12 protein-coding genes and 1 pseudogene are annotated in these 12,149 nt (G+C 61.5%); 7 read left to right on the top strand and 6 right to left on the bottom strand.

Annotation, left to right across the window (positions count from 1 at the left end):
- The first annotated feature begins 68 nt into the window (after positions 1 to 68).
- Both IVB26_RS02905 and IVB26_RS02900 read left to right on the top strand, forming a co-directional pair.
- Positions 69 to 935 (top strand): beta-keto acid cleavage family enzyme, encoded by an 867-nt coding sequence (locus IVB26_RS02905; protein WP_247970534.1) that lies wholly within the window; start codon positions 69 to 71, stop codon positions 933 to 935.
- Positions 936 to 1,019: 84 nt separating this feature from the next.
- Positions 1,020 to 3,041, top strand: coding sequence for a YgiQ family radical SAM protein (locus IVB26_RS02900; RefSeq protein WP_247970533.1), 2,022 nt, complete (start codon positions 1,020 to 1,022; stop codon positions 3,039 to 3,041).
- A 17-nt stretch (positions 3,042 to 3,058) separates the two neighbouring features.
- Here the strand turns inward: IVB26_RS02900 and IVB26_RS02895 are convergent, their stop codons facing one another.
- Entirely contained in the window at positions 3,059 to 3,352 is a 294-nt protein-coding gene (locus IVB26_RS02895) for a DUF718 domain-containing protein (RefSeq protein ID WP_247970532.1), read from the bottom strand.
- A gap of 470 nt (positions 3,353 to 3,822) precedes the next feature.
- Between IVB26_RS02895 and IVB26_RS02890 the strand changes: the two genes are divergently transcribed.
- Together IVB26_RS02890 and IVB26_RS02885 are read left to right on the top strand one after the other, a co-directional pair.
- The gene (locus tag IVB26_RS02890) at positions 3,823 to 4,281 is read left to right on the top strand and encodes an Rrf2 family transcriptional regulator (RefSeq protein ID WP_247970531.1); all 459 of its coding nucleotides are present in this window, start codon (positions 3,823 to 3,825) and stop codon (positions 4,279 to 4,281) included.
- A 26-nt stretch (positions 4,282 to 4,307) separates the two neighbouring features.
- Positions 4,308 to 4,991: a class I SAM-dependent methyltransferase gene (locus tag IVB26_RS02885; protein ID WP_247970530.1), complete on the top strand. Its 684-nt coding sequence runs from the start codon at positions 4,308 to 4,310 to the stop codon at positions 4,989 to 4,991.
- Positions 4,992 to 5,178: 187 nt separating this feature from the next.
- Here IVB26_RS02885 and IVB26_RS02880 read toward each other — a convergent pair whose 3' ends face one another.
- Complete coding sequence (locus IVB26_RS02880; protein WP_247970529.1) at positions 5,179 to 6,594, bottom strand: alpha/beta fold hydrolase; 1,416 nt, start codon at positions 6,592 to 6,594, stop codon at positions 5,179 to 5,181.
- 558 nt (positions 6,595 to 7,152) lie between these two features.
- Here IVB26_RS02880 and IVB26_RS02875 point away from each other — a divergent pair.
- Positions 7,153 to 7,500: a YybH family protein gene (locus IVB26_RS02875; protein ID WP_247970528.1), complete on the top strand. Its 348-nt coding sequence runs from the start codon at positions 7,153 to 7,155 to the stop codon at positions 7,498 to 7,500.
- A 203-nt stretch (positions 7,501 to 7,703) separates the two neighbouring features.
- Here IVB26_RS02875 and IVB26_RS02870 read toward each other — a convergent pair.
- From IVB26_RS02870 to IVB26_RS02855, 4 genes and pseudogenes are all read right to left on the bottom strand, one after another.
- Positions 7,704 to 7,820 (bottom strand): annotated as a pseudogene (locus tag IVB26_RS02870) (IS5/IS1182 family transposase); the annotation flags it as partial.
- Between the two features lie 29 nt (positions 7,821 to 7,849).
- A complete protein-coding gene (locus tag IVB26_RS02865) occupies positions 7,850 to 8,083 on the bottom strand; it encodes a hypothetical protein (protein ID WP_247970527.1) in 234 nt (77 codons plus the stop codon).
- A 208-nt stretch (positions 8,084 to 8,291) separates the two neighbouring features.
- Complete coding sequence (locus IVB26_RS02860; protein ID WP_247970526.1) at positions 8,292 to 8,759, bottom strand: phasin family protein; 468 nt, start codon at positions 8,757 to 8,759, stop codon at positions 8,292 to 8,294.
- Between the two features lie 386 nt (positions 8,760 to 9,145).
- Positions 9,146 to 9,874 (bottom strand): Crp/Fnr family transcriptional regulator, encoded by a 729-nt coding sequence (locus tag IVB26_RS02855; RefSeq protein WP_247970525.1) that lies wholly within the window; start codon positions 9,872 to 9,874, stop codon positions 9,146 to 9,148.
- Positions 9,875 to 10,478: 604 nt separating this feature from the next.
- On the opposite strand from IVB26_RS02855, the gene IVB26_RS02850 reads away from it, so the two are divergent.
- Both IVB26_RS02850 and IVB26_RS02845 read left to right on the top strand, forming a co-directional pair.
- Positions 10,479 to 11,192, top strand: coding sequence for a Crp/Fnr family transcriptional regulator (locus IVB26_RS02850; RefSeq protein WP_247970524.1), 714 nt, complete (start codon positions 10,479 to 10,481; stop codon positions 11,190 to 11,192).
- Between the two features lie 634 nt (positions 11,193 to 11,826).
- Positions 11,827 to 12,108, top strand: a complete 282-nt coding sequence (locus IVB26_RS02845) for a hypothetical protein (RefSeq protein ID WP_247970523.1) — start codon at positions 11,827 to 11,829, stop codon at positions 12,106 to 12,108.
- Positions 12,109 to 12,149: the final 41 nt, after the last annotated feature.

The raw sequence follows: 12,149 nt of genomic DNA, 5'->3' as shown, positions 1-12,149 counted from the left end.
CGCAGCCGACATGATACGGTTCTGCAAAACAAGCGTCGGTTCGTTCGGACGGGCGCGGGAGGCGCAAGATGCAGAAGGTCTGGATCGAGGCGGCACTGAACGGACCCTGGAGCCGCGCGCTTCAGCCCGGTATCCCCGATACGATCGACGCAATCATCGCCGAGGGCATTGCCTGCGCGAAGGCCGGCGCCGCGATCATTCACACGCATGCCTATGACGGCGGGGGACCGCAGACTTTCGATTGGCAGGTCTATGCGCGGATCATCGAAGGCATTCGTGCCAGGATCGACGTGCCCGTTTATCCCTCGATCCCCGGCCTCGATGCGCGCGGCAACATCGCCGACCCCAAGGCGCGCTTCGCCCATATCGAGGCGCTAGCCGAGCGCGGCCTGCTCGAATTTGCCGTGGTCGATCCCGGCAGCGTCAACTTCACCCTGACCGCCACCACGGCGGACGCCAAGCCGGCCGAGACCTATCTCAATCCGGAGACCCACATCCGGCACGGGCTTGGCGTGGCCAGGCGCCACGGAATTCACCCCGCCTTCGCCATCTACGAGCCGGGCTTCATCCGCGCCGGCGCGGCACTGGCGCGCGCGAGCGGTGTGAAGACGCCGGTCTACCGCTTCATGTTCTCGCAGCAATTCGCGTTCTGCTTTCCGCCAAAGCCTTATGGCCTTGCGGCACTGGTCACGCTGACCGAGGAGGAGGCCGGCGGCGCGCCCTGGATGATCTCCGGCCTCGGCGTCGACCTCACACCGTTGATCGCAGATGCGGTCGCCCGCGGCGGACATATCCGCGTCGGGCTCGAGGATGCGCTGCTGGGTTCGACGGCGACCAATCTTCGCCTTGTCGAGGACGCGGTCCGGAGGGTGCGCGAGCATGGCGGCGAACCGGCGACGACGGCCGAGGTCCGGCAGGCGCTCGCCGGAGGCTGAAGCGCCCGGATCGGTCAGGGAACCTCAATCTTTCACGCGTCCGTCGGTTGAATTCGCGGGGCCGGAGCCCTATCCCTTGGCGCCATGGACACCCAGATCGTTACCGCCCAGAAGCCGCTGATGGCTCAGGCCCGCCCGCGCAAGCCGGCGCCATTCCTCCCGATGAGCCGCGCCGAGATGGACGCGCTCGGCTGGGACGCCTGCGACATCGTGCTGGTGACCGGGGACGCCTATGTCGACCACCCAAGCTTCGGCATGGCCATCATCGGCCGGCTGCTGGAGGCGCAGGGCTTTCGCGTCGGCATCATCTCCCAGCCCGACTGGCACTCGGCCGAGCCGTTCAAGGCATTGGGCAAGCCACGCGTGTTCTTCGGCGTCACCGGGGGCAACATGGACTCCATGGTGAACCGCTACACCGCGGATCGCCGCCTGCGCCATGACGACGCCTATACGGCCGGCGGCGAAGGCGGCAAGCGGCCGGACCGCTGCACCGTGGTCTATGCGCAGCGCTGCCGCGAGGCGTTCAAGGATGTGCCGATCGTGCTCGGCGGCATCGAGGCCTCGCTGCGCCGGATCGCGCATTACGACTACTGGTCCGACAAGGTGCGCCGCTCGGTGCTCGCCGACGCCAAGGCGGACTTGCTGCTCTACGGCAATGCCGAGCGCGCCGTGGTCGAGGTCGCGCAACGCCTTGTCGCCGGCGAAGCGCCGCGCGCGCTCGACGACATCAGGGGCGTCGCGCTGTTCCGCAAAGTGCCCCAGGATTACACCGAGCTGCACGCCGACGATCTCGATTCCGCCGACGAGGGCGCAACGCGCCAGAAGGGTGCGACCGTGATCCGGTTGCCGGCGCTGGACCAGGTCGAGCAGGACAAGGAAGCTTATGCGCGCGCGTCACGCGTGCTGCACCGTGAGAGCAATCCCGGCAATGCGCGGCCGCTGGTGCAGCGTCACGGCGACCGCGACCTCTGGCTCAATCCGCCGCCGATCCCGCTGACCAGCGACGAGATGGACGCGGTCTACGATCTGCCCTATGCGCGCGCGCCGCATCCGTCCTATGGCGACGCCAAAATTCCCGCCTGGGACATGATCAAGTTCTCCGTGACGATCATGCGCGGCTGTTTTGGCGGCTGCACCTTCTGCTCGATCACCGAGCACGAGGGCCGCATCATCCAGAACCGCTCGGAGGGCTCTATCCTGCGCGAGATCGAGAAGATCCGCGACAAGACGCCCGGCTTCACCGGCGTGATCTCCGACATCGGCGGCCCCACCGCCAACATGTACCGGATGGCGTGCAAGGACCCGAAGGTCGAGGCGGCGTGCCGGCGGCCGTCCTGCGTCTTCCCGGAGATCTGCCCGAACCTCAACACCTCGCATGACGATCTGATCCGGCTCTATCGCAAGGTGCGCGAGACCAAGGGCATCAAGAAGGTGATGGTCGCCTCCGGCGTGCGCTACGACCTCGCGGTCGAGAGCCCCGAATACATCAAGGAGCTCGTCACCCATCACGTCGGGGGTTATCTGAAGATCGCGCCGGAGCATACCGAGCGCGGCCCGCTCGACAAGATGATGAAGCCGGGCATCGGCGCTTACAACAAGTTCAAGCGGATGTTCGACGAGGCGGCCGAACGGGCCGGCAAGAAATATTACCTGATCCCCTATTTCATCGCGGCACATCCGGGCACGACCGACGAGGACATGATGAACCTCGCGCTGTGGCTCAAGAAGAACCGTTATCGCGCCGATCAGGTGCAGACCTTCCTGCCCTCGCCGATGGCGACGGCGACCGCGATGTACCACACCGGCGTCAATCCGTTGCGCGGCGTGCGCCGCGGCGGCAGCGACAAGGTCGAGGCGATCAAGGGCCTGCGGCAGCGCCGCCTGCACAAGGCCTTCCTGCGCTATCACGACCCCGACAATTGGCCGGTGCTGCGCGAAGCCTTGATCGAGATGGGCCGCCGCGATCTGATCGGCTCGCAGCCGCACCAGCTCGTGCCCGCGCACCAGCCGCCCGGCACCGGCAAGGCCGCCGGCACACGGCGGCCGGTCCGTCCGGGCGAGAAGACCCAGCGCTTCACGACCAAGGGCTTGCGGGTGATGAAGTAGCGGGCGCGGCTCGCCTGCTAGAGATCGAGCACCACTTCCCCCGAAACGGCATCGGTTACGCCGCGGCCGTTGCCCTGGTCCTCGAGCACGGACCTGAAGCTGTCGAGGGTCTTGATCATCGCCGCTCGGGCCGCGACCATCGCATCCTGGCTGGACCAGGTGCCGATCAGGCAGAAGGTCTGCTCGCCGGTCTTGATGATGACGCCGTGCTCCAGGCCCGGCCATTTGGCCTTGCCGTTCCGATGCGCGTCGAGGAAGGCGGCTTCCTCACCCGGCTTCACCTTGAACTTGACCACATTGTAAACCTGCATGTGCGCCTCCGACAAATGGATGGATGAAAACGGGTGCCGCGCGAGGTCAGGACGAAAAGTCCACGCGATGCCGTGGCCGATTGTTGCGCTCGCGCGCGGCGGCGTCACCGTGACAAATCATCATGGTGACCTCCGTGTTTTGGCCCGCCAAGACAAAAAACTCGAAAACAACCCCATGCACAGTAGCCGGCTCAAGCGGGATCAATGGCTTAGGCGGATTGCGCAAATGCTGATCCGTCGGGCCGAACGCCGTTGCACCGTCGGGCAACACAGGCGCATGATGGCATCATCGGACAAGTTCTGATCGCGTCCGCTTTCCTACGCGTCACGCAACGCCTGCTGCGTTTCCCGGCAGCCTCTGTCCCGACAATCCAGAACTTCGCCCCTGCCGTACGGCCTCGCCGCGGGTTGCACCGGTGCGGCAAGGTCAACGGTTGACTTCGACACAGATATGTAACATATTAAGTTACATGAGGTGTGACTCCCGATTATCCGGCGTGCTGCACGTGCTGCTGCACATGGCGCAGCAACCCGGCCCGTTCACATCCGAGACCCTCGCGAAGGCGATGGACACCAACCCGGTGGTGATCCGGCGCATCATGGCGGGCCTGCGGGAGCTCGGTTACGTTCGCTCCGAGAAGGGGCATGGCGGCGGCTGGACGCTGGCCTGCGACCTCTCGAGGGTGACGCTGCGTGACGTCTACACCGCGCTTGGCAGCCCGGCGCTGCTGGCCATGGGCAATCGGACCGAGGCGCCCGGCTGTCTCGTCGAGCAGGCCGTCAATGCCGCGCTCGATCAGGCCTTTGGCGATGCGGAGGCGCTGCTGCTGTCGCGGCTCGGCGAGGTGACGCTGGCGATGCTGAGCGAGGATTTCCGCAAGCGCCTCGGGTCCCGCAAGCAGCAGGGCATGCGCGCACATGGTGCGTGATTGGCCCATTCAGCAAGGACGACGCCATGACCAACATTCAAGCCATGTTCTCCGATCCGCAGGCCGTGGCGCGATACACGGAAGGCCCGCCGCGCTTCGTGCCCGGCTACAATGCCATGCTGTCGATGGCGGCGATCCTGCTGGCCGAGCGCGCGCGTGAGGATGCGCGGATCCTCGTCCTCGGCGCCGGCGGCGGCCTTGAGTTGAAGACGTTTGCGCAAGCGCATCCGCGCTGGAGCTTCGACGGCGTGGACCCCTCCGCGGCGATGCTGGCGCTCGCCGGGCAAACCCTGGGCCCGCTCGCATCGCGCGCGCGTCTTCATCAGGGCTACATCGACGATGCACCGGGCGGACCGTTTGACGGTGCCAGCTGCCTGTTGACGTTGCACTTCGTCGATGTCGAGGAGCGACGCCGCATCGCCTCGGAGGTCCGCCGACGGCTGAAGCCGCGCGCAGCTTTCGTGGTCGCCCATCTGAGCGCGCCCGAGGGCAATGAGGAGCGCCCGCTATGGCTGTCGCGGTACTCCGCATTCCTGGCCGCCTCCGGCGTCGAGCCCGAGCAGGCCGCGGCCGCGCGGAACGCCGTCACCAACCATCTGGAAATCCTCACACCTGCACAGGACGAGGCGATCCTGCGCGAGGCCGGTTTCTCCGAGCCGACGCTGTTCTACACCGGCTTCACTTTCCGTGGTTGGGTGGCCTACGCGTGAGGTGCCATTGCTGCGTCGTCACTCTGGGCATCAATGCAAACCGGATGCGCCAGGGCGTGCGGGCATGACCCTTAGCCCGCGAATTAGGTCGTACCGTTCTGCCGTCAGAACCGGACATGGCCAGTTCGCCCCTGCGAATCGGCTAACGGCCACTTGCTGACATTCGCAAGACATCGGTCGAAGCCGCTTAGTCTGCCCGAAGGAACGAGTCCAGTTCGTCGAAAAACTGCGGCATGCCCGGATCGTTTTCCAAGGGCAGATGGTTCTTGCCGGGTAAGGAAACGAATTTTGCGCCCTTTATTCCGGCGCCCATCAGCCGACCCTGCTCCAGCGGAACCATGGCATCATCTCTGAAATGCAGCACGAGCGTCGGGACAGATACCTGCGGAAGAAGGTCGCGGACGTCGAAGTTACTTACAGTTTCGTAGTATCTGGCAGCGCTTTCCGCTGACAAACTCCGTCGTTGCATTTCATTGAAGGCAAGCGCTTGTTCCTTAGTAGCGCCCGGTATTAGTTGCGAGGCCAACATCTGTCGGAACGTTGGATCTTCAGAGCTCCATCCCAGTCTGATGAGGGTTGCCGTAGCTTTGTATCGCTCAAGGTCTGCAGCGGTGATCGAAGGCCTCTTGAATCTGCCGGTCACGAAGCCACCGAACAAGATGAGCCTGGATACTCTTTCGGGATGGCGGACCGCATACGCAATCGACACCGCGCATCCCTGCGAAAAACCAAAGATAGGAAAGCGTTCGAGGCCGACTGCATCTGCGACAGCCTCCATGTCATTTACCCAGGCGTCCAGCGACAGTTCACTTTGGTCCCAATCAGACAAGCCGTTGCCGCGTGCGTCATACCGAACGAGTTTGTGCCGCTTCGTCAAACCTACGAAGAGGTGACGATACAGAGGAAGCTCCCAATCGAGCTCTAAATGATTGATCCAATTCGCTGACTTCAACAGAATGGGACCATTGCCAACGACTGAATAAGCCAATCGGACACCGTCCTCAGATCGGCAATATCGAACCTCCTGCTGAAACTTCGATGAGGAGGGATTTGCCGTCTCTGAAGAGGCCAGGCGACTTCGTAACTGAATTGCGTAGGCTTCGACCGGGCGCGCGATATTTTTAAGAGTCTGAAGCCCAAGAGGTTCGATAGGGTGACCGATCTTTCCATCGATCTGGTCGAAGACGGCTCCGGATATGCAAATACCTCCGGGGTCGGCGATGCCTTCTAATCGTGCTGCGATGTTAACTCCGTCCCCGAGGAGATCATCCCCCTGAACGACCACGTCGCCCAAATGAATGCCTATCCGAAACCGGAGCGCTAGGTCTTCCGGCTGCCCCCTCTCAGCCTCAAACATGCGAAGCTGAACGGCCACGCAACATTCAACCGCGTCCGTTGCGCTCGGAAACTCGGCGAGAATACTATCGCCCGCTGTGTTCGCTATCCGGCCGCCGAAATCAGAGATAAGCCCATCCACAATTTGGCGATAAGCGGAAAGTATTTGAATGGTGGCGGTCTCGTCATGACTTATCAAACGAGAATAACCTGCTACGTCGGCTGCAACGATGGCAGCTAACTTGCGTCGAAGCGTTACCCGGCCCAATCCCTTCACTCCCCTTCAGTGCCTCATTACACTGCGGTCTGGCAGGCGGCTGTAGCTATCGCCGTCAAGATTAACCAAAATCTCGAGGGCGGAGCAATTCAAAGCACAAGCTTCTTACGCGTTCGCTTGAGGTCAACAGCTCCGGTTTGACTGGCGGCGTGTCACTTCCGGCCTCCCCCGATCAGCAGACCATATCTGAGCCATCCTGAACTTCGCCACCGGGGCCAGATGCAGACGTTAAATGAAGAAAAAAGCCCGATCCGGGCCACCTATAGATGGCAATCGGCCCGTCCAGAGAGCCGACTTGTTAACGAAGTGCAGAAGGCATGCGCGATGGATCATCGAGCCAGCCACGAGCGACAGAACAGCTGAGCCCGTCAGAAGTACAAGATAGACCGACATGCTGGCATCAGAGGCCGGCGGGCAAATAACCGCCTTATGACCTTCGGCATATAGCCCTAGCCGAGCGAGACCATCAAAATTCAAGAATCGATTGGAAGAGACTTAGCTGGTTACCCCGGCCAAATCTCGGATTATTGGACGGTGGGAGGTGCTTGTATGTCCTTTGACCCGATGGCCACTGCCGTCGACTGGCTCGATGCCTACCGTGCCGGCGATGTCGAAGCGATACTCGAGATGTACGCCGAAGATGCAGTGGTCTACTGCGGTTGTGACGCACTGACTATCACCGGCAGAGAAGGCCTCCGAGCATACTGGGCTGCTCGTATGCGGAAATACCCCGCTGCCGAGCTGGACGATCTTCAGCCTTCGCAAGGTGGGACAGTGATCTCGTACATCAGCGGGGAAAATGTAGTGAACGCGGTCTTGGCGTTTAACGCTGCTGGAAAGATCAAGGCCCTGAGCTGTGGTCCACCAGCACCAACTCATGCGTCATGTCGTCCTTGACGCGGTGCCTTTCAATGAGGGTCGCCTGCGAACTACAATCTAAGACACTGTATCATTTGAGATCCCGCGCTTGAATCCTGGGCCCGATATCGACTGGCGTCCGGCGTCGAGTCGGCGCGTCGGGCGATCTCGGTGCGTCTCGGTCCAGCCCCGGGGATGCCCGGGACCGTTCGCGTTGGAACGTCTGGGCGACGCAGCCAAATTCACGCATTGATGCAAATTTGACGAACGCCCACATAGTTGGCTGCAAGCTTGTCATATCGGGTCGCGACACGACGACATTGCCTGATCTTGTTGAAGGACCGTTCGATCAGGTTGCGCGCAGGTGTCGATCATCTGCACCGCCGCGTCATGACCGGCGGCCATTGCATCCGTAATCCGGTGCCAGACGCCAGCTCGCGGTGCGGATGCGCGGCTCGTCGACCCAGGCTTCCCGCGCGAACCACGAATGATCGGTGCGGCAGATCGGACAACGGGTGCGCGAGAAAAACACCGCGCGGCGTCCAAAGCTCTCGCTATCAGTCTTGATGCCAGTGGGAATCGCGTGTCCGGTTTGTGGACATTTGACCATGACCATTCCCATGTTGCCTCCCTTGCGATTTGTCTTGTTGTAGTTTGCAGAAAAACAACGGCCGGTTGGAATGCGCCTCTCGTCGGTGCCGGGCCTTGAGAGGCATCGCGCACCTTGTTGGTCGAGCATGGGGCCGTGGAGCGTGCTCGCTCAGTTGGGCGAGTTCCAACCAGCCGGATCTCCTCTTCAAACGAATCGGAATGTGAAATTGAACGCGCTTTTAGCCGCCTGGGTGGAGGACCCTGGTGAAGTGCTTCCTGATCGGCTCACCCGTTTCCGTCGCGAGCTTCTGGGCAAGCGCCCACAATTCCCTGTTCTGGTCAGAGGCGGTGTCGAACGCCTTGCGGGCTTGCGCCGCCGACAATGTATAGGCGTCGGTCGCAGATTTGGTGCCGAACAGATGGACGAAGAAATCGAGCGCAGAAGCGGCATTGGCGTTTGAGATTTCGAACACCTTGAGCCCGTAGTCGGTCGTGCATCTCGCATTGCTCGAATAGGTCTCACGCAGCGCCTGCGTCATCTCTTCCGATGCGACCTTGATCTTCTCGCACCCTTCCCGTGCGCGGGCGAGGCCCTGCTCGGCAAGCTCGCGCCCCACGCCAGGCAACATGGCCTTCGAGAAATCCAACCATGGCATCGCGAAAACGTTCGTTCCGTTCGGCGGCAAGTTCATTTGGCTTTCAGTCACGCAACATTCCCTTTCTCAAGCGAAAGCATTCCTCGCAACGCTCGCTTGCGTCACGAGAGCTCACGCTCTGTGTTCGATCAGATTTTGGATGAGCCTTGATCTAGCCCCGACCCGGTATGACTTTGTGCTGCGAGAAGCGGGAATGTCGGTTCGGTTTATGACTCTCCCTCAAACTTTTTTTGAGATTGTCAACACAGACGAAGGTATGTCAGGCACTGACGGTGCATAACAGGGATATCGCAAGGGATGGGAAGTTCCTTCCTCAGCGTAAGCATTGCAAAGGAGCACGGCGCTAGCTGCGGTGGGATGCGCTACGTTTGCGCAAGAACGGACATCACGCGACGTGCCGGCAACGGTAGCTGGTGCATGCCTCAAGCCGCCTGCCCTTATGCTTCACTCGGCCTCATTGAAACTTTCCCGTTTCCACCCGCTTCGCATGATAGCTCCTGACTGCACATGCGATCAATTCGGCCTCGCATGACACCATAGCACTCGCAAGCAATACCCTCCAGTTGGGTTCGCTCGATGTTGAGCAGTCCGCGACGATCGGGTTTGATGCAGCCAGCTCCGCGAAGCTTGTTCATTGTTAGTGTCACAGTGGTTCGTCGCACCCCCAACAGCTGTGCAAGCGCCTCCTGCGTCAGCTGAATTACGTCGCCCGCAACCCGATCATGCAGCTCGAGCAACCACCGCGCCATCCGGCATTCGACCGGATGCACTGCGTTGCAGGCCGCCACGTTCTGGAGCTGCAAAAGCTGTGTGCCGAGGTGAAGTCGCAGGACATGTTTAACCGCGGCGCTTTGCTCAAAAGCATACTTCAATTTTGAGGAGGGTATCCGCAACGCACTGCCGGCCACATAGGCTGTAGCCGTCACAGGCGATCGTAATGAACTGAGCACCGAGAGAGCGCCAACCGCTCCTTCCGAGCCCATCAGCGTGGAGGCCACCGTGTGTCCATCCGACATCTCGACCAGGAAGGCTACAACTCCACTAATTGGAAAATAGACATGTTCGAACTGTTCTTCCATTCGCACCAATACGGCGTCGGGCCCAAATGACATCCGCTGAAGGTGAGGCGCGAGCAAGTCGAAATCGTCAGGTGGCAATGCTGCCAAGAGTCTATTCCCAGGACTCGGCAGGAGGGCCATCTTGGATGTCCCCTTATCGAACGCACGAACCAAACAATCCAGTGGGAACCCATATCAGCACGATCTGTTCCTATTGATCGAGCCACGTTTGGTCGATCCGGACCAAGGTCGCGATCGACAGCAAGCTCCGGGGCTGCGACGTGATCGGTTTGAGGGTCGATGACGTGGCACCGAACGGCTCTGCGGCCGATGGAGCAAGCGTCCGCCAGTGTGCTGGCGGAGTTCCTAAACGCCGCTTCCAGCAGCTTGTGCTCATATCGCGTAGATCGCGCGATCGCTGTGAGAGGCATGGTTCGCGCGTCTCTCTCACCGCAGCGTTTGCCGCGCTCCGGAAAATGGAACCCCCTATGGTGTTACCCATACGCATTTTGCATTTGTGCCGCGTCGCGCTTGAATCTATGTCCTCAACGATGGCGCAAGACAAACCGTCGCCGTGTGTTTGGAGTTTTGTTTTTGAGATGAGAGCTTCCGCAGCTGAATTGGATTTCGCAGCGCGAAGCGTACGCGGTTTCAAACAAAGTTCGAGTTTGCCGCCCTATGCCACTCGAAATACGGTTCGCGGTGGGCTCCGGTGACGCATCCCAGCGGAATTGGGAACCGCCTTCTCGCTGCACTACCGGTGGCAGATTTCGGTCTGCTGGCATCCGAGCTGGAGTTGGTCGCGCTCGATCGGGACGCGGTCATCTCGCGGGCGGGCGACCAGACCGAGCACGTCCTCTTCCCTCATAGTGGCGCCATTTCGGTGATGATCGACATGGCGAACGGGCAGACGGTCGCCAGCGCTGCGATAGGGCGCGAGGGAGCAGTAGGCACTCTTTCCGTGCTGGGGCCGTCCCCTGTGGCCGTTACCGCCATCGTTCGTGCCGCCGGCACCGCCTCGCGGATCCCCGCATCGCGATTCCACGCGGCTTTTAGCCGAAGCCCCGCGATCCGCCACGCTATCCAGCTTCACTTCAAGGCGATGCTGATACAGCTGCAAATCGGCGGAGCCTGCAATGCGCTGCATCCGGTCCAAGCCCGCATGGCACGCTGGCTGCTCCATCTTCGCGACCGCGTCGACCACGACGTCCTCCCGCTCACCCAGGAGACGCTTTCGCAAATACTGGGTGTGCGACGGACGACGGTGACCCTCCTGATGCGCAATCTGCGCGCTTCCGGAGCGATCAGATCTGAACGGCGAGGCGAAATCGAGATCGACCCATCGCGGCTCGCAGCGGTGGCGTGCGAATGCCGCGACGCCATGCGTCCCGAAGTCGACGATATCTTTTCTATCGATCCAGCCTGAACTCGCGTTTGGTTCTGCCGACGCGTCAAATGAAACGGGCGATGCGACCCACTTCGGCGTGGCCCAGTGAAGCTGGGGAAGACCGGGCCTGAAATCGTCGCCGCTTCGCCGGGTATCCGGCCCTGACCTGAACCTCCCCACCTCGTTTCCGCAACGGGTCAAAAGCAGCTGTCGGCCGATGGGTCAGGCGATGTCCGGTTTCCCTCAAACAGCAGACATGACGATGGCTCTCGTGATGTTCCGTTCAGGGCCGAACAGACGATCTTGTGTGGCCGGGTACGGTCTGCGCGCGGAAGCCACACGTAAGCGGCGGCACTCTCGGCACGTGCATGAGCATCGCCGACGTTAACCCTGTCGGCAAATGAATCGTCGCGGGACGGCAGCCGCCGGCAAAGTTGCCTCATTGGCGCGGAGAATTTTCAGCGGCACGAACTCGGTTCAGAGGTGCGTAATGCTGAGAATGGCGCTGTTGGGCCTCCTGATCCTGTTCAGTGTCGGAGTGCTGTCGGCCATGGAGCTGAGAGCTCCACCGCGTCGCGCCGTCGCAATCGTCCAGCCGCTTGCCGAGCAGAGCGCAAGCATCTCCGCTTCGTATAACGCGTCGGCGAAGGCCGATCGCCTCGAGGTTGCCGCTGTGAGCAACGCGATGCCGACAGAGGCAGCTTCAGCCGAAAACCCGGTTGCTCCGCAAGACATCCATGCCGGTTCGCCCGCGCCGGAGCCGATCGTCCGTCATCGGCACAATCCGAAAACGATCGCGACCACCAAACCTCCCAAGCCGAGGCCAAAGCCAATCGTTGTCAAGCGAACCGCCAATGTTCAGCGCGCAAAGGCCGCCAGCGAGACCGAGCCCTGTCGACTCAAGGCGTTCGGCGGCTTGCTCAAGGCTTTGAATATGACCGGCTGCGAAATCTGAAGACTCCACGGGCAGTCCACACCCTTGCCTGCTTCCTCCAA

It is taken from the genome of Bradyrhizobium sp. 195, assembly GCF_023101665.1.
Classification (GTDB): domain Bacteria; phylum Pseudomonadota; class Alphaproteobacteria; order Rhizobiales; family Xanthobacteraceae; genus Bradyrhizobium.
Note: the sequence above shows the minus strand (reverse complement) of the source record. Positions and strands in the feature narration are given on the sequence as shown.